The 15,862-nt window shown below is 66.6% G+C and carries 14 protein-coding genes and 1 pseudogene; 3 read left to right on the plus strand and 12 right to left on the minus strand.

Annotated features, from left to right (window positions below; genetic code table 11):
- Positions 1–144 precede the first annotated feature (144 nt).
- Entirely contained in the window at positions 145–1,113 is a 969-nt protein-coding gene (locus ABQJ54_RS01660; protein WP_367852544.1) for a polysaccharide deacetylase family protein, read from the plus strand.
- Positions 1,114–1,172: 59 nt separating this feature from the next.
- Positions 1,173–1,886 carry a formyl transferase gene (locus tag ABQJ54_RS01665; RefSeq protein ID WP_367852545.1) on the plus strand — a complete coding sequence of 238 codons (714 nt, stop codon included), beginning with the start codon at positions 1,173–1,175 and terminating at the stop codon, positions 1,884–1,886.
- 91 nt (positions 1,887–1,977) lie between these two features.
- On the opposite strand, the gene tadA is transcribed toward ABQJ54_RS01665, so the two are convergent.
- The 4 genes from tadA to folD all read right to left on the minus strand — a co-directional run bounded on the left by tadA (position 1,978) and on the right by folD (position 7,621).
- A complete protein-coding gene (gene tadA, locus ABQJ54_RS01670; RefSeq protein ID WP_367852546.1) occupies positions 1,978–2,466 on the minus strand; it encodes a tRNA adenosine(34) deaminase TadA in 489 nt (162 codons plus the stop codon).
- Positions 2,467–3,440: 974 nt separating this feature from the next.
- Complete coding sequence (gene guaA / locus ABQJ54_RS01675; protein ID WP_367852547.1) at positions 3,441–5,024, minus strand: glutamine-hydrolyzing GMP synthase; 1,584 nt, start codon at positions 5,022–5,024, stop codon at positions 3,441–3,443.
- Between the two features lie 197 nt (positions 5,025–5,221).
- Positions 5,222–6,682 carry an IMP dehydrogenase gene (guaB, locus tag ABQJ54_RS01680; protein WP_367852548.1) on the minus strand — a complete coding sequence of 487 codons (1,461 nt, stop codon included), beginning with the start codon at positions 6,680–6,682 and terminating at the stop codon, positions 5,222–5,224.
- A gap of 81 nt (positions 6,683–6,763) precedes the next feature.
- Positions 6,764–7,621: a bifunctional methylenetetrahydrofolate dehydrogenase/methenyltetrahydrofolate cyclohydrolase FolD gene (folD, locus tag ABQJ54_RS01685; RefSeq protein ID WP_367852549.1), complete on the minus strand. Its 858-nt coding sequence runs from the start codon at positions 7,619–7,621 to the stop codon at positions 6,764–6,766.
- A gap of 65 nt (positions 7,622–7,686) precedes the next feature.
- On the opposite strand from folD, the gene ABQJ54_RS01690 reads away from it, so the two are divergent.
- On the plus strand, positions 7,687–8,289 hold the full coding sequence (locus tag ABQJ54_RS01690; protein WP_367852550.1) for a GNAT family N-acetyltransferase: 603 nt from the start codon (positions 7,687–7,689) through the stop codon (positions 8,287–8,289).
- On the opposite strand, the gene moeB is transcribed toward ABQJ54_RS01690, so the two are convergent.
- From moeB to rlmN, 8 genes and pseudogenes are all read right to left on the minus strand, one after another.
- Complete coding sequence (gene moeB / locus ABQJ54_RS01695; protein ID WP_367852551.1) at positions 8,250–9,419, minus strand: molybdopterin-synthase adenylyltransferase MoeB; 1,170 nt, start codon at positions 9,417–9,419, stop codon at positions 8,250–8,252. The two genes, ABQJ54_RS01690 and moeB, sit on opposite strands and share 40 nt — an antisense overlap.
- Before the next feature lie 40 nt (positions 9,420–9,459).
- On the minus strand, positions 9,460–10,860 hold the full coding sequence (der, locus tag ABQJ54_RS01700; protein WP_367852552.1) for a ribosome biogenesis GTPase Der: 1,401 nt from the start codon (positions 10,858–10,860) through the stop codon (positions 9,460–9,462).
- A gap of 23 nt (positions 10,861–10,883) precedes the next feature.
- Complete coding sequence (gene bamB / locus ABQJ54_RS01705; RefSeq protein ID WP_367852553.1) at positions 10,884–12,107, minus strand: outer membrane protein assembly factor BamB; 1,224 nt, start codon at positions 12,105–12,107, stop codon at positions 10,884–10,886.
- Positions 12,104–12,754, minus strand: coding sequence for a YfgM family protein (locus tag ABQJ54_RS01710; protein WP_367852554.1), 651 nt, complete (start codon positions 12,752–12,754; stop codon positions 12,104–12,106). The genes bamB and ABQJ54_RS01710 overlap by 4 nt, the downstream gene beginning before the upstream one ends.
- Before the next feature lie 156 nt (positions 12,755–12,910).
- On the minus strand, positions 12,911–13,267 hold the full coding sequence (locus ABQJ54_RS19110) for a DUF4115 domain-containing protein (RefSeq protein WP_437343320.1): 357 nt from the start codon (positions 13,265–13,267) through the stop codon (positions 12,911–12,913).
- Between the two features lie 396 nt (positions 13,268–13,663).
- Positions 13,664–13,921: pseudogene (locus ABQJ54_RS19115) on the minus strand (helix-turn-helix domain-containing protein); the annotation flags it as partial.
- Positions 13,918–14,715 (minus strand): type IV pilus biogenesis/stability protein PilW, encoded by a 798-nt coding sequence (gene pilW / locus ABQJ54_RS01720; protein ID WP_367852556.1) that lies wholly within the window; start codon positions 14,713–14,715, stop codon positions 13,918–13,920. The pseudogene ABQJ54_RS19115 and the gene pilW, both read right to left, overlap by 4 nt.
- Positions 14,705–15,856 carry a dual-specificity RNA methyltransferase RlmN gene (gene rlmN / locus ABQJ54_RS01725; RefSeq protein ID WP_367852557.1) on the minus strand — a complete coding sequence of 384 codons (1,152 nt, stop codon included), beginning with the start codon at positions 15,854–15,856 and terminating at the stop codon, positions 14,705–14,707. Before rlmN ends, pilW begins: the two co-directional genes overlap by 11 nt.
- Positions 15,857–15,862 lie beyond the last annotated feature (6 nt).

The raw sequence follows: 15,862 nt of genomic DNA on the forward strand, positions 1-15,862 counted from the left end.
TCGCATATGCGCCAAGAGTTCCGGCTGGCGTTGCGGTGCCAACTCCGTGAGCAGGCACCGGAAGTATTGCGGCGTGCAGTCGACGGATTCGCGATCCCGTGAAGCTGGTACGCTTTCACCGACGTGAAGCGGGCTGGAACTGGAATGAACACCGGCACATTCACCATATCCATCGATTTCGAACTGTATTGGGGCGTGCGCGACACTCGCAGCCTTGATGCTTTCCGCGATCATCTGGATGGCGTCGGGCAGGCCATCCCCCGCATGCTCAACCTGTTCGAGCAACATCGCATTCACGCCACATGGGCGACCGTGGGCCTGATTTTTTGCCGTGATCGCGAAGCAGCACTGTCGGCGGCCCCATCCAAAAGACCCGGCTACAAGAACAGCGCACTGTGCCCATACCGTTATCTGGAACAGTCGGCAGACCTCGATGAGCGCTATCACTTCGCGCCCGAGCTGGTCGAACTGATTGCCGCGACGCCAGGACAGGAAGTGGCAAGCCACACGTTCTCGCACTACTACTGCCGCGAAGCCGGCCAGACGGCGGCGGCATTCCGTGCCGACCTCGCTGCAGCCGTTCGCATTGCAGCGACGCAAGGGATCACCCTGCGCAGCCTGGTGTTTCCGCGCAACCAGTGGAACCCCGATTATCTGGAGGTGCTGGTCGAACACGGCATCACCGCCTATCGCGGCAACGAGCGGGGTTGGCTCTATGCCGCCACCGATCACGACGGGCAGAACGCCGTGCGCCGCATCGGCCGCCTGCTCGACAGCTACGTCGATCTCAGCGGGCATCACACGTATACGCTGGAAAGCTGCGTCGGCAGGTTGCCGCTCAACTTTCCGGCCAGTCGCTTCCTGCGTCCCTACAACCCCCGGCTGGCCTGGCTGGAGGGCCTGCGGCTGCGCCGGATCACGCGAGCCATGCGCCATGCCTCCCGGAACCACGAGGTCTTCCACTTGTGGTGGCATCCCCACAATTTCGGCGTCGACACCGATCAGAACATCGATTTCCTGGAACGGGTGATCGAGGAGTTCGAATCCCTGCGACGTCAGGACGGCATGCGCTCGCTGGGCATGGCCGAACTTGCCGACGCAGTGGCCGCGTGATGAATCGGCGGATTCCACGCATCGTCATGCTGTGCGGTGACGGGCCTTCATCCCGATTCATGTACAACGCACTGGCGGCCGAGGTGGAAGTCCTCGCTGTCGTGATGGAACGCAAACCGTCGGCTCGGGCCATGATCCGGTATCGGGCGCGCCAACTGGGTTGGTTCACCGTCATCGGCCAGCTTGCCTTCATTGCATTCAACAAGCTCCTGGCACGACTCCAACGCCACCGCAGCGACGAGCTGATCCTTCATTACGGCCTGCAGTCCGCCTCGCCCCCGGCGGCCATCACCCACCGGGTGGACAGCGTCAACACGGCAGCGGTGCGTCGCCTGCTCAGAAAGCTCGCCCCGGACGCAGTGGTCGTGAACGGTACACGGATCATTTCGCACAAGGTGATCGACTGCATCCAGCGCCCCTTCATCAATACCCATGCCGGCATCACGCCGCGGTACCGTGGCGTGCACGGCGGTTACTGGGCCTTGGTCCACGACGATGCCGCGAACTGCGGCGTCACCGTCCACCTGGTTGACGCAGGTGTGGATACCGGCGGCGTGCTGTACCAGCAACGGATCTCCATCGACGACAGCGACGGCTTCAATACCTATCCGCTGCATCAGCTCGCCGCCGGGATCCCGCTGATGAAGCAGGCCTTGCGCGACGTGATCGACGACACCCTCGTCAGCCACGACGGCGTCAGCCCTTCCGGACTCTGGTATCACCCCACCCTCGGCCAGTATCTCAGGTACCGATTTTCCAAGTCGGTCAAATAGCGCCATGGGGCAACGCAACGGCAGCGAGGTCAATCCGGCCGATCTTGCACCCGCGTGGGACTGACCAAAGCCATCGATCGCATCGCCCGGCTCAGCGCCGGGCGCGGAAGAATTCGCGCAGCATCGTGGCCGACTCCTCGGCCAGCAGACCGCCCTGCACTTCCAGGCGGTGGTTGTGGCGCGGGTCGATCAGGGTATCGAACACGCTGCCAGCCGCACCGGTCTTGGGGTCGGTCGCGGCGTACACCACGCGGCCAATGCGGGCGTGGATCAAGGCCATCGCGCACATCGCGCAAGGCTCCAGGGTCACATACAAGGTGGCACCCACTACCCGGTGATTGGTGAGTTTTTCTCCCGCCGCGCGCAGCGCCATCACCTCGGCGTGCGCTGTGGGGTCGTGCAGGGTGATGTTGCGGTTCCAGCCCAGCCCCACGATCTCTCCGCCCAGCACCAGCACTGCACCCACCGGCACCTCGTTCTCGGCATCGCGGGCATGCGCAGCCAGCTGCAACGCGTGGCGCATGTGGGCCTCGTCCCCGGGGGAAAAGACGGGCGCCTGGGGCGTGGTGATATCGGTCATGGAAGGCTTCTGCCGTACAGGCGCTGCGTCGATTGTACCGTCTGCGTCCTGCCGAGCTGCTGCCATGGCTGCGGGATTTGCCACGCAATCTTGCGTGGTCGTCGGCACCGCCGAACAATCGGGTGCAGTGCCCGTGTCGACACAAGGAGTCCCAGGGAGATGGCCACCGGGTACACCCATGTACCCGCGGATTGGACAAGCCTACCTGCACACGCAACTTTGGCAGGCGACTGGCGCGGCAGATCAGGCGACACGCGGCAACCATGCTGCTGTGGTGGCTGCCCGTCCAGCCCTGCGTGGCCCGGAGCGCAGACGACGACGCATTGTCCATCGCTGCAGCCGAATCGGTTGGCCGCTGTGCGACCAGTCCGGATTTCCCGCACGCCATCGCCTCGGCTCCATGGCATGGGGCAAGAAACGCCGATGCCCGGGTACTTGCCGCGCTGGAACCACCAAGTGGCACCGTGGCTGCACCGACGCTGTGCGTGGCACTGGTCCAGGGGCCAGCCAGGAATGGTTACGCGTTGCTCGCCCGCTTGCCGGAGGGTCGGTTACCGGCCGTGGATGCCCCGTTCGATCCGGTGACCAACTATTACGTCGATGTCGATCCGGTCCCGTATGCGCTTGCCGAGAACGAGAACGCCTTCGCCGTGCGGTCACGGCGGAATTCAACTCGACCTCCACCAGCGCCAGTGCAACCACGCATTACCTCAGCCACCGGCAGAGCGGGCAACTGGCCCTGGTCCTCGCGACCAGGATCGGCCATTCGGAGATCGACAAGACTGGGGATGGCGCTGAGCAGGACAGCAGGATCGCGCATTTCGACATACCCCAGTACCAGGGAGCCTACGACCTGACTGTGGCCGGCCCGCGTCATCCGGCTTCAACGCAACACCACCTCTGGAACGGTTCGCGCTACATCGAAGGCCGCCCGACGGCTGACCGTCGAGCCGGATTGCCGACAGCCGCCCGGTTCACTCCCACTCGATCGTCGCCGGCGGCTTGCCGCTGATGTCATAAACCACGCGAGAAACACCGCGCAGCTCATTGATGATTCTATTGGAAACCTGACCAAGGAAGTCGTAAGGCAGGTGTGCCCAGTGCGCCGTCATGAAGTCGATGGTCTCCACCGCACGCAGCGCGATCACCCACTCGTAGGCGCGCGCGTCGCCCACCACGCCCACCGATTTCACCGGCAGGAACACGGCGAAGGCCTGGCTGGTCTTGTCGTACAGGTCGGCCTTGCGCAGTTCCTCGATGAAGATGGCGTCGGCGCGGGCCAGCAACTCGGCGTACTCCGGCTTCACTTCGCCGAGGATGCGCACGCCCAGGCCCGGGCCCGGGAACGGATGGCGATAGACCATCGCACGCGGCAGGCCGAGTTCCACGCCAATGCGGCGCACCTCGTCCTTGAACAGTTCGCGCAGCGGTTCGACCAGCTTGAGCTTCATGTGCTCGGGCAGGCCGCCCACGTTGTGGTGGCTCTTGATGACGTGGGCCTTGCCGGTCTTGCTGCCGGCCGACTCGATCACGTCGGGATAGATCGTGCCCTGCGCCAGCCACTTCACCTGGCCGTGGCCGGCGGCGGTGACCTTGGCGGATTCCTCGTCGAAGATCTCGACGAACAGCCGGCCGATGATCTTGCGCTTGGCCTCCGGGTCGGCCACGCCTTCCAGCGCCTTGAAATAGCGCTCGGCGGCGTTGACGCGGATCACCTTGACGCCCATGTGCTCGGCCATCGTGGCCATCACCTGGTCGCCCTCTTTCCAGCGCAGCAGGCCGGTGTCCACGAACACGCAGGTCAATTGCTCGCCGATCGCGCGATGCAGCAGCGCGGCGACCACCGAAGAATCCACGCCGCCGGAAAGGCCAAGCAGCACGTGGTCGCCGCCCACCTGTTCGCGCACCCGGGCGATCTGGTCTTCGATGATGTTGGCCGCCGTCCACAGCGTGGCGCAGCCGCAGATCCCGGTGACGAAACGCTTGAGCAGCGCACTGCCCTGCTTCGTGTGCGTCACTTCGGGATGGAACTGCACGCCGTACCAGCGCCTGGCCTCGTCCTCCATCACCGCGACCGGGATGCGGTCCGTGGCGCCGGTGATGGCAAAGCCCGGCGGCGCCTTGCTGACGTGGTCGCCATGGCTCATCCACACGTCGAGCCGGTGGCTGCCGGCGTGGTCGCTCAAGCCGTCGAACAGGCGGCTCTTCGCCACGATGTCCACTTCCGCGTGACCGAACTCGCGCTGGTCGGCCGCTTCCGTCGCGCCGCCCAGCTGCGCAGCCAGCGTCTGCATGCCGTAGCAGATGCCGAGGATCGGCAGGCCCGCATCGAACACTTCCTGCGGCGCCCTGGGCGCACCCGGCAGCGTGGTGGATTCAGGGCCACCCGAGAGGATGATGCCCTTGGCGCCGAACGCGGCGATCTCGGCCGGGTCGTGATCCCACGCCCAGATCTCGCAGTACACGCCGAGTTCGCGCACGCGGCGCGCGATCAGCTGCGTGTACTGCGCGCCGAAATCAAGGATGAGGATCTTGTCGGAATGGATGTTGGCGGTCATGTGTGGCTGGCCAAGAGCTGGAAATCTCTGTTGTCGTCATTCCGGCGCAGGCCGGAATCCAGTGGCCACGCGTTCCGGTTATCGCGAGTGCATTCCGGATGACACCTGGCGCAACCAGGCAAGCCACCTGCGACATCGCTACTGGATTCCGGCCTGCGCCGGAATGACGCGGGGGAGCGCAAGCGCTCCCGCATTCGTCAGGAATTCAGCCGGTAGTTCGGCGCTTCCTTGGTGATCTGGATGTCGTGCGGGTGCGCTTCGGTGACGCCGGCCGAAGTCACCTTCACGAACTGCGCCTTGTTGCGCACGTCGTCGATGGTGGCCGCACCGAGGTAACCCATCGAGGCACGCAGGCCGCCGATCAGCTGGTGGATGATGTTGCGCAGCGGACCGCGGTACGGCACGCGGCCTTCGATGCCCTCGGGCACCAGCTTGTCTGCGTCGGCTTCGTTGTCCTGGAAGTAGCGGTCCTTGGAGCCGAGTTGCATCGCGCCGATCGAACCCATGCCGCGATAGCTCTTGTACGAGCGACCCTGGAACAGCTCGACCTCGCCCGGCGATTCCTCGGTGCCGGCGAACATCGAGCCGAGCATCACGGTGGACGCGCCGGCTGCCAGTGCCTTGGGAATATCGCCGGAATAGCGGATGCCGCCGTCGGCGATCAGCGGGATGGAATCCTTCAGCGCGGTGGCAACCAGGTCGACGGCCGTGATCTGCGGCACACCTACGCCGGCCACCACGCGGGTGGTGCAGATGGAACCAGGGCCCACGCCCACCTTCACCGCATCGGCGCCGGCGTCGCGCAGCATCAGCGCGGCATCGCCGGTGACGATGTTGCCGGCCACCACCTGCACCTGCGGGAACCGCTTCTTCACCCAGGCCACGCGGTCGATTACGCCCTGCGAATGGCCGTGCGCGGTATCCACCACCAGCACGTCCACGCCGGCCTCGACCAGCGCTTCCACGCGGCGCTCGGTATCGCCGCCCACGCCCACGGCCGCGCCGACCAGCAACGCCTCGTTGCGATCCTTGACCGAGTTCGGGTTGTCGCGCGCCTTCTGGATGTCCTTCACGGTGATCAGGCCGCGCAACTGGAAGTCGTCGTTGACCACCAGCACCTTCTCGATGCGATGCTTGTGCAGCAGCTGCAGCACTTCGTCCTGGCTGGCGCCTTCCTTCACTGTCACCAGGCGCTCCTGGCGGGTCATGATGTTGCGCACCGGGTCGTTGGGCTTGCGCTCGAAGCGCATGTCGCGGCTGGTGACGATGCCGACCAGCTTCTCGCCTTCCACCACCGGCACGCCGGAGATGTTGTGCGCCCGGGTGAGCTTGAGCACCTCGCTGATCGAGGTGTCCGGGCTCACGCTGAACGGGTTGCGGATCACGCCCGCCTCGAACTTCTTCACCAGGCGCACTTCGGCCGCCTGCTGCTCGAACGTCATGTTCTTGTGGATGATGCCGATGCCGCCCTGCTGTGCCATGGTGATGGCGAGGCGCGCTTCGGTCACGGTATCCATCGCAGCGGAGACGATGGGAATGTTCAGGCGCAGGCCGCGGGTGAACCGGGTGGAGGTATCGACGTCGCGTGGCAGCACGACGGAATGGCCCGGAACGAGGTAGACGTCGTCGTAGGTGAGAGCCTCGGCGAGAATGCGCATGGTATGCCCCGCGGCAAAGAGAGGATTATACGCGGCAGTGCAGCATGTCGCCAGCGCGGCGGCTGAATGCCACCGCGAAAATCAGCTTGCGGCACTCGCCTCGGCCGCTTCCAGCGTGTTCTCCATCAGCGTGGCCACGGTCATCGGGCCCACGCCGCCGGGCACGGGCGTGATCCAGCTGGCGCGCTCGGCGGCCGGTTCGAATTCCACGTCGCCCACCAGGCGGCCATCGTCGAGCCGGTTGATGCCCACGTCGATCACCACCGCGCCGGGCTTGATCCATTCGCCCCTCACCAGGCCCGGACGACCCACCGCGACGATCACGATATCGGCCTGGCGCACGTGGCCTTCCAGATCACGGGTGAACTTGTGGCAGCAGGTGGTGGTGCAACCGGCGATCAGCAGCTCCAGCGCCAGCGGCCGGCCGACGTGGTTGGACACGCCCACCACCACCGCATGCTGGCCGCGCACCGGGCGGTCGGTGTGGCCGAGCAGGGTCATCACGCCCTTCGGCGTGCACGGGCGCAGGCCGAAGCGGCGCAGCGCGAGGCGCCCCACGTTCACCGCCTGGAAGCCGTCCACGTCCTTGGCCGGGTCGATGCGGTCGACCAGTGCGTCCTCGTCAATATGCTCCGGCAACGGTGACTGCACCAGGATGCCGTGCACCGCCGGATCGGCGTTGAGCCGGTCGATCAGCGCGAACAGCTCGTCCTGCGTGGTGCTCGCCGGCAGGTCGAAATCGAAGGAGCGAAACCCGACTTGGTGGCAGGCCTTGCGCTTGTTGCGCACGTATACCGACGAGGCGGCATCGTCGCCCACGAGCACCACCGCCAGCCCGGGCGCGGCGTGGCCCTGCGCCTTGCGTTCGGCCACGCGCCGGCCGATCCGCTCCAGCAGTTCCTGCGCGATGCGTTTGCCGTCGAGGATGCGTGCGCTCATGTTGGTGCCAGGCCGAAAGACGCGCCATTATCCAAGCTCCAACCGCAGTGCACAAACGCCAAGCCATGGTCGAAGCCATCACCCACGTCGCGCCTGCGCTTGCCGACGGCCGTCTGCTGTTGCAGCCGTGGCGCGATACGGATGCCATCGAGCTGCATGCCGCGGTACGCGAGTCGGTGGTCAGCGTGGGACGCTGGTTGCCGTGGTGCAACGAGGACTACGGGCTGGAACGAGCCGAGGCCTGGGCGACGCAGTGCCGCGACAACTGGCACACCGGCGAGCAGTTCGCATTTGCCGTGCGCGATGCGGCCAGCGGCGAATTGCTGGGCGGTTGCGGGCTCAACCAGCTCAATGCCATGCACCGCAGCGCCAACCTGGGCTACTGGGTACGCGCCTCGCGCCAGGGCCAGGGCCTCGCCGCTGCAGCCGCGAGGCTGGTGGCGCGCTTCGGCTTCGCCGAGCTGGGTCTGGTCCGGATCGAGATCGTCACCCTGCCCTACAACCACGCCAGCCGCCGCGTCGCCGCAAAGCTGGGCGCCGTGTTCGAAGGCATGGCACGGCAACGGCTGTGGGCTTGGGATCGCGCTCACGATGCCGCGGTATATGCGCTGATACCCGCCGACCTCGATCAGCCGGCTGCCGCGCAGAGCGCGGCGATGTCCTCGTAACCGGCGAAGCGCGCGGCCGCGCCGCAACCCGGGCAGGCCGGATCGCGCGGCAGGCGCGTCTCGCGAAAACGCATGCCCAGCGCATCAAACGACAGCAGCCGCCCGACCAGCGGCTCGCCGATGCCGAGGATCAGCTTCAGCGCCTCGGTGGCCTGCAGCAGGCCCACGATGCCGGGCAGCACGCCGAGCACGCCGGCCTCGCTGCAGTTCGGTGCCTCGGCGGCCGAGGGTGGCTCCGGGAACAGGCAGCGATAGCACGGCGCATCGTCGCGGCGCGGATCGAACACGCTGACCTGCCCGGTGAAGCGTTCCACCGCGCCGTAGACCATCGGCAGGCGCAGGCACCGCGTCGCCGCGGCAAGCAGGTAACGCGCGGGGAAGTTGTCGGCGCCGTCGATCACCAGATCGTGGCCGTCGAGCAGGCGCTCCACATTGTCGGCACACAGGCGTTCGTCGCGCGTCTCGATGCGCACGCGCGGATTCAGTGCGTTGATCGCAAGGCGTGCCGACTCGGTCTTGGCCATGCCTACGCGCGCGTCAGCGTGGATCACCTGGCGATGCAGGTTGGAGCGTTCCACGCGATCGTCGTCGATCAGGGTGAGCTGGCCCACGCCGGCCGCGGCGAGATACAGCGCCGCGGGTGCACCCAGGCCGCCGGCCCCGAGCAACGCGATCTTCGCCGCCGCCAGCTTCGCCTGCCCCGCCTCACCCAACTGCGGCAGGCGCAGCTGGCGCGCATAGCGTTCCGCGGCATCCGCGTCCAGCACGCCGGCGCTTACCGGCAACCCTTCGGTCTTCCAGCGCTCGAAACCGCCGGCCACCGAAGCGACTTCGCGGTAGCCCATGCGTCGCAGCGCTTCGGCCGCGAGCAGCGAACGCATGCCACTGCCGCACAGCGCGAGCAGCGGTCGCGCGCGATCCGGTTCGGCCTGTTCGATGCGCAATTCGAGGAAGCCACGCGACAGTCCCAGCGCTCCGGCCGGCATGCCGGCAACGCGCTCCCCCTCCTCGCGCACGTCGATCAGCAATGCGCCCCGTGCCTGGCGTGCCAGTGCTTCGCTAGGAGGGATTTCCGGGATGCTGGCACGCAGCGAATCCAGCCAGCTTTCGCGATTCAGGGAATCATTCATCGCGTCAGTTTAGACCCAGCAGCGCGAGTGCGGTCGACGTTCAGCGCTTGCGCTTTTTCATCTCGCGGATCATGCGCTGGCGCTTGCGCTGCTGCGCCTCGGTGAGCACGTTCTTCTTGCCGGCGTAGGGATTCTCGCCCTCGCGGAACACGATGCGGATCGGCGTGCCTTCGAGCTTGTAACGCTTGCGGAAGAAGTTCTCGAGGTAGCGCTGGTAGGCCGGCGCGATGTGCTTGGTGCGGCTACCGTGGAGCACGATGGTGGGCGGGTTGCTGCCACCGGGATGGGCGAAGCGCAGCTTGGGCGCATGCCCGCGTACCAGTGGCGGCTGGTAGTTCTGATAGGCCTTTTCCAGCGTGCGGGTGAGATCGGAGGAACCGAGTTCCTTGGTGGCGGCAGCATGCGCGCGCACCACCGCGCGCATCAGCTCGCGCAGGCCGGAGCCGTGCAGCGCGGAGATGAACACGCTCTTTGCCCAGTCCACGAATTGCAGCCGGCGCTCCAGCGCGCGCTGGCACTGCTCGCGCTGATAGGTGTCCAGGCCGTCCCACTTGTTGACCGCGATCACCAGCGCCCTGCCCTCGTCCAGCGCATGGCCGATCAGGGTGAGATCCTGGTCGGCGAGGTTCTCGCGCGCGTCGACCATCAGCACCACGACCTGTGCGGCGGCCATCGACTGCAGGGTCTTGATGACGCTGAACTTCTCCACCGCCTCCTCGACGCGCGCACGGCGCCGCACGCCGGCGGTGTCGATCAGGGTGTACTTGCGGCCGTCGCGTTCCAGCGGCACGCGGATCGGGTCGCGGGTGGTGCCGGCCACGTCGGAGACGATCAGCCGGTCTTCGCCGAGCAGGCGGTTGACCAGGGTGGACTTGCCCGCATTCGGCCGGCCGACGATGGCGACGCGGATGCTGTCGTTCTCGTCCGGCGCCAGCTCCTCATGAGCGTCTTCAGGCAGCAGCGGCAGCAGCGCGGCGAACAGCTGGTCGGTGCCGCGGTTGTGCGCGGCAGCCAGCGGCAGCGTGGTGGCGATGCCGAAGGCGGCGAACTCGGCCAGCGCGGCCTGTTCGTCCAGACCATCGGTCTTGTTGACCGCGGCGATGATCGGCTTGCCGCTGCGGCGCAGCTCGTCGAGGATGCTGCGGTCCTGTGGCAGCAGGCCATCGCGCGCATCGAGCACGAACACCAGCGCCTGCGCCTCGTCGATGGCGAGGCGCACCTGCTGCGCGGTGAGCGCATCGAGGCCCTCGTCCACGCCGGACAGGCCGCCGGTGTCGACCACCACGAACGGCCGTTCGCCGAGATGGCAGACACCGTAATGGCGGTCGCGGGTGACGCCCGGCAGGTCGGCCACCAGGGCGTCGCGGCTGCGCGTCAGCGCGTTGAACAGGGTCGATTTACCGACGTTGGGGCGACCGACCAGGGCGACGACGGGCAGCATGACGAGGCATGGTTCCTGCGCGATCAGTGCGCGGCGAGACGGTAGGCGCCGATGTGGCCCTTCACGTCTTCGACGTACACGGTGTCGCCCACCACCAGCGGCTGGGCCTGGATCGCCTTCTTCGACAGGCGCATGCGTGCGGCCAGCGCACCGTCGCCGGCCTGCAGCCAGTGCACGTAGCCATAGGCGTCGCCCACCACCACGTAGTTGCCCTGCACGGCGGGGCCGGTGAGCCAGCGATACTTCAGCTTGTCGTTCTTCCACATGTCCGCGCCGCCGCTGCGGTCGAACGCCCATACTTCGCCCTGGTCGTTGACGCCGTAGATGGCAGTACCACCGATGGCGAGCGAGGTGTAGGTGGAGAACGCGCGGCTCCACAGCGGGCGGCCGCTGGGTCCGTCGATCGCGGTGAGATTGCCGTGGTAGGCAGCGGCATACAGCGTGCTGCCGTCGAGCAGGATCGAACCGTCGGCATCATTGAGGCGCTCGATGTCGGTGCGCCCCTCGCCGCTGGCAAGCCGCTGCTCCCACAGCTTCTCGCCGTTGTCCTGGCGCAGCGCGACCAGCTTGCCGTCGTCACTACCGATGAACACCACGCCGTTCGCGGTCAGCGGCACGCCGTTGCCGCGCAGGCTGAGCAGCGGCACGTTGCCCTGGTCGTAGACCCAGCGGCGCTTGCCGGTGGCGGCGTCGAGGCCGTACACGCGGCCGTCCTGGGTGCGCGCGATCACCAGGTCGCCGCTGATCGCCGGCGCGGAGATCACTTCGGAATCCAGCTCGGACGACCACAGCTGACTGCCGTCCTTCGGATTCATGCCGTAGACGTAGCCGTCCAGCGTGCCAACCGCCAGCAGGTCGCCGACCACGGTCGGACCGCCGGCGTAGGAGCCCTCGGGGACCGCCTTCCCTTTCTTGCCGCCAAAGCCGAACCAGCCCTTCTTGACCTTGGTGGTCTTTTCCCACAACTGCTTGCCGCTGGCGGCGTCGAACGCCGCGATCCTGCCGTCGGTGCTCACGGCATACAGCACGCCATCCACCACCGTCGGGCGCAGGAGCACGCCGCTGATGCCTGGACCGTCACCGATGCGTGCAGTCCACACCTTGCTGACCTGCACCGTGGGTGTGAAATGTTTTTCCAGCGGGGTCGGTGGTTCGAGGTTCTTCTTCTTGAACGAGTTGCAGCCGGCCAGCAGGACCAGCGAACCCAAGGCAACCAGCCATACGCTCTTCTTCACCACAGCTTTCATGCACCCTGCTTTCCGGCCACGGCCAGATCGTCGATTTTCATCTGCAGGACGGCATGCTGCGGCGCGTCCTCACCCAATGCCGCCATCGCCGCCTGGTAGGCCTTGCGTGCGTCGTCGGCGCGTCCCAGCTTGACCAGCGCATCGCCACGGAGTTCCTGGTTCAGGCCGGTGTACTGGCCGGCCGGCATCGCCTCGAGCGTGGCCAGCGCGGCCTGGCCGTCGCCCTTGGCCAACTGCACGCGGGCGATGCGCAACTGCACCAGTCCCTTCAGCACCGGATCGGCGGCGTGGGCCTCGGCCCACTGCAGCGAGGCGATGGCCTTGTCCAGCTGCTTGTCCTGTACTTCCTGCTTTGCGCGATCGCTGACGGCGAACAGCGCGTACGGCGACTTGGCGTAGTCCTTCATCAGCTCATCGACGAAGGCGGTCGCCGCCGTCGGCTTGCCGCTGGCCAGTGCCACCTCGGCCTGCTGGTACAGGCCGGCAGCGGCGGCTTCGTTGTTCGCCTGGTGCTTGCGCCACTGCTGCAGGCCGAAGATGCCGACCAGGCCGATCGCGATGCCCACGGCGATGGAGAGGCCGTTCTCGCGCAGCCATTTCTGGACACGTTCGCTTTGTTCGTAATCGTCGTATGCGTCGAATGCCATGCTTCACCGTTGGTGGAAATCGTGCGCGTCGCGCACCGCGTGCAGGAGGGCGAAAAACAACCCACCGGCACCCTTCGCCCGGTCACGGGCGAAGAATGGGCAAGCATAACCGAAATGGATGGCCTGCAGGCGCGGCGAGCGCGCGTGGCGCGGCGATCAGAGGCTGGCCGCAGCGGCCTTGCCGTCCGCGATCTGCATGCGGAAATGTGCCACGTTGGCGTGACGGAAACCGTCGAGCGTCACCGGCTGGCCATCGATGCTCACCTGCGCACCGACGACGTTGCCGATGCGCACGTCCAGCGGCTGATCGCTGCGCCAGGTCTTGCTGGTGCCGGCAGGCAGCAGGCCATACTCCAGGCGCGTGCCGTCCTGCCCGATCACCTCGACCCAGCTGGCCGCGCTGAGATTCAGGCTGAGGCTATGACCACCGGCTCCCTCGTCCGCGGTGACCGCGGGTGCGGCAACCTTCGGTGGCTGCAGCGCGTCGTCGCCAAGGTTCGGAAACGGAGCCATCGAGGCCAACAGTGGCTGATCCTGGGCCGGCTGTGCCGCCGGCGCCTTCCCTGCCGTCGCCGTCGTCAATGCCACGCCCGGCTTGCCCGGTGCGGCGGCCTGCTGCGCATCCTGCTGCGCCACCGGCGAGGCATCCAGCGGGGTCAGGTGGCTGAGGTCGCGATCCAGCGTGCTGCGCACGCCGAACCAGATCGTCGGCACCGCGATGACCAGGGTCAACACCACGTAGGTGGCGGCAGTGGCGTAACGGTCGAACAGGAAACGCGAATGCGAAACACCGCCGGTGGCCACCAGCGGCGGTTCGACGTGGCGGATACGCACCAGCTCGGCCTGGATCGCCGCTTCGTCGATACCCAGATACTGGCTGTACTTGCCGATGTAGCTGGCCAGGTAGACCCGGGAGTCGATGCCGTCGTGCTCACCCTGCTCCAGCTTGCGCAGGACGCGCAAGGGCAGCTTCAGTGCGTGGGCGCAGGCGTCCAGTTCCATGCCGCGCGCCTCGCGCGCCGCCCGCAGGCGATTGCCGAAGGCGACGTCGGGACTGACATGGACGTGACTGGCGGCGGAGGTCTCTTCCGTGACGTCCGGCCGGCCGGCGAACAGATCGTGCGCGACCTCGTCGTGGCCGGGCTTGGAAGGCTGCATCGTGGTCATTGACTGCTGGCAGTGGTTTTCAGGGCGCGAGCCTGCTCCGAGTCCGGGAACTGGCTCTGCAAACGCCTGAGATAGGTCTGGGCTGCGTCCGTGTTGCCCAAGCGCGACTCGATATCGTAACCAAGCTTGAGAGCGGCCGGATTGGGTTTGCCCAGCGCATCAAAGCGCTGGATGAAGGCCCGAGCACGAAACGCATCCCCCTGCCGGTAGAGTACTTCGGCAAGATGGAAAAGTGCATCGCCGTTGCCGGGATTTCGCGCGATTGCGTCACGAAAACTCGCTTCCGCGCCGGCCGTATCGCCTATCTGCAGCTGGCAGATGCCGGCATTGGTGAGCGCCACGTCGGGGGTGGCATAGAACGGGTCGGCTACCGCCTTGCGGAAGTAGCCGATCGATTCCTGCACCTTGCCGGTACGGCACAGGAACTGCCCGAGGTTGTTGTTCGGGGCACCCTTGGTCGGCTCCAGCGCCACCGCCTTGCGGTAGTGGATCTCTGCCTCCGGGAGATTATTGATCCTTTCGTAGACCACCGCGATCACGGTGTGGGCCGGCGCGTAGTCCGGGTCGAACTTCAGCGCCAGCTGCAGCTTGGCCAGTGCATCCTGCAGGTCGCCGTCGGCGAAGTAGTGCTGGGCCAGCTCGGTGTGGATGCGCGCCGCGGCTTGGCGCTGGTCAGCCTTGCTGGTTTGCGGCAAGTGGCTGCTGTCCTGCCCGCTGTTGGGGTTGCCACCCACCGTCACGCAGCCAGCCAGCACCAGCGACAGGCCGAACCCCAGCAGCGGCTTACAGCGCATGCGTCACCTCTTGGTCCACACGTTGGCGGATCCCGGCACTGCGCCGGGTGCGGTCGTTCACCTGACCAGCCAGTTGGCCGCAGGCGGCGTCGATGTCGTCGCCGCGGGTGCGACGCAGCATGGTGAGGATGCCGGCGTTCAGCAACTGGGTCTGGAACGCACGGATGGTCTCGGCGTCCGAGCGCTCGAAGCGCGTGCCCGGGAAGGGATTGAACGGGATCAGGTTGACCTTGCAGGTCGGCAGCCTGCGCATGAAGCGGATCAGCTGCTTCGCGTGCTCGGGCTGGTCGTTCACGCCCTTCATCAGGGTGTATTCGAAGGTGATCGAGGTGCGCGGCTTGCGCGCGATCCAGCGCTGGCAGGCTGCGGTGAGTTCGGCCAGCGGGTAGCGCTTGTTGAGCGGCACCAGTTCGGTGCGCAGCTCGTCATTGGCCGCATGCAGCGATACCGCCAGCGACACGTCGATGACTTCCGACAACTTGTCGATCATCGGCACCATGCCGGCGGTGGACAGCGTGACGCGCTTGGAGGCGAGGCCGAAGCCCAGATCGTCGCGCATCAGGCTCATCGCGCGCACCACGTTGTCGAAATTCGCCAGCGGCTCGCCCATGCCCATCATCACCACGTTGGTGATGCGGCGGTTCTGGTGGGTGACGTTGCCCAGGTGCTTCGCCGCCACCCACATCTGGCCGATGATCTCGGCGGTGGCGAGGTTGCGGTTGAAGCCCTGCGCGCCGGTGGAGCAGAACTGGCAGTTCAGCGCGCAGCCGATCTGCGAGGACACGCACAGCGTGCCGCGAGTGGGCTCGGGGATGTACACCGCCTCCACCGCGTTGCGGCCGTCCATGCCCAGCAGCCACTTGTGCGTGCCGTCGGCAGCCGCCTTGTCCACCAGCGTCTGCGGCGGCCCGACGTGGCAGCTCGCCTCGAGCTTGGCGCGCAGCGCCTTGCCCACGTCGGTCATGTTCGCGAAATCGGACTCGAGGTGGTGGTAGATCCACTTCATCACCTGCTCGGCGCGATACGGCTTCTCGCCGAGCTGCGCGAAGAAGTCGCGCAACCCCTGGCGATCGAAGTCGAGCAGGTTGACCTTGCCGGCGGTGCCGGACTGGTCGGATGGAGTGGTGAGTACCTGGTTCATGTCCTT

It is taken from the genome of Rhodanobacter lycopersici, from assembly GCF_040812335.1.
Classification (GTDB): Bacteria; Pseudomonadota; Gammaproteobacteria; order Xanthomonadales; family Rhodanobacteraceae; genus Rhodanobacter_A; species Rhodanobacter_A lycopersici.

Excerpts from the sequence above, each read along its gene's own strand:
- guaB (WP_367852548.1), bottom strand. The coding sequence starts at position 6,682 with ATGCGCATTCTCGCCGAGGCTCTCACCTACGACGACGTCTACCTCGTT.
- ABQJ54_RS19110 (WP_437343320.1), bottom strand. The coding sequence starts at position 13,267 with ATGGCTCCGTTTCCGAACCTTGGCGACGACGCGCTGCAGCCACCGAAG.
- bamB (WP_367852553.1), bottom strand. The coding sequence starts at position 12,107 with ATGAAAGCTGTGGTGAAGAAGAGCGTATGGCTGGTTGCCTTGGGTTCG.
- folD (WP_367852549.1), bottom strand. The coding sequence starts at position 7,621 with ATGAGCGCACGCATCCTCGACGGCAAACGCATCGCGCAGGAACTGCTG.
- pilW (WP_367852556.1), bottom strand. The coding sequence starts at position 14,715 with ATGCGCTGTAAGCCGCTGCTGGGGTTCGGCCTGTCGCTGGTGCTGGCT.
- guaA (WP_367852547.1), bottom strand. The coding sequence starts at position 5,024 with ATGACCGCCAACATCCATTCCGACAAGATCCTCATCCTTGATTTCGGC.
- moeB (WP_367852551.1), bottom strand. The coding sequence starts at position 9,419 with ATGAATGATTCCCTGAATCGCGAAAGCTGGCTGGATTCGCTGCGTGCC.
- ABQJ54_RS01710 (WP_367852554.1), bottom strand. The coding sequence starts at position 12,754 with ATGGCATTCGACGCATACGACGATTACGAACAAAGCGAACGTGTCCAG.
- der (WP_367852552.1), bottom strand. The coding sequence starts at position 10,860 with ATGCTGCCCGTCGTCGCCCTGGTCGGTCGCCCCAACGTCGGTAAATCG.
- ABQJ54_RS01660 (WP_367852544.1), top strand. The coding sequence starts at position 145 with ATGAACACCGGCACATTCACCATATCCATCGATTTCGAACTGTATTGG.
- ABQJ54_RS01690 (WP_367852550.1), top strand. The coding sequence starts at position 7,687 with ATGGTCGAAGCCATCACCCACGTCGCGCCTGCGCTTGCCGACGGCCGT.
- rlmN (WP_367852557.1), bottom strand. The coding sequence starts at position 15,856 with ATGAACCAGGTACTCACCACTCCATCCGACCAGTCCGGCACCGCCGGC.
- tadA (WP_367852546.1), bottom strand. The coding sequence starts at position 2,466 with ATGACCGATATCACCACGCCCCAGGCGCCCGTCTTTTCCCCCGGGGAC.
- ABQJ54_RS01665 (WP_367852545.1), top strand. The coding sequence starts at position 1,173 with ATGTACAACGCACTGGCGGCCGAGGTGGAAGTCCTCGCTGTCGTGATG.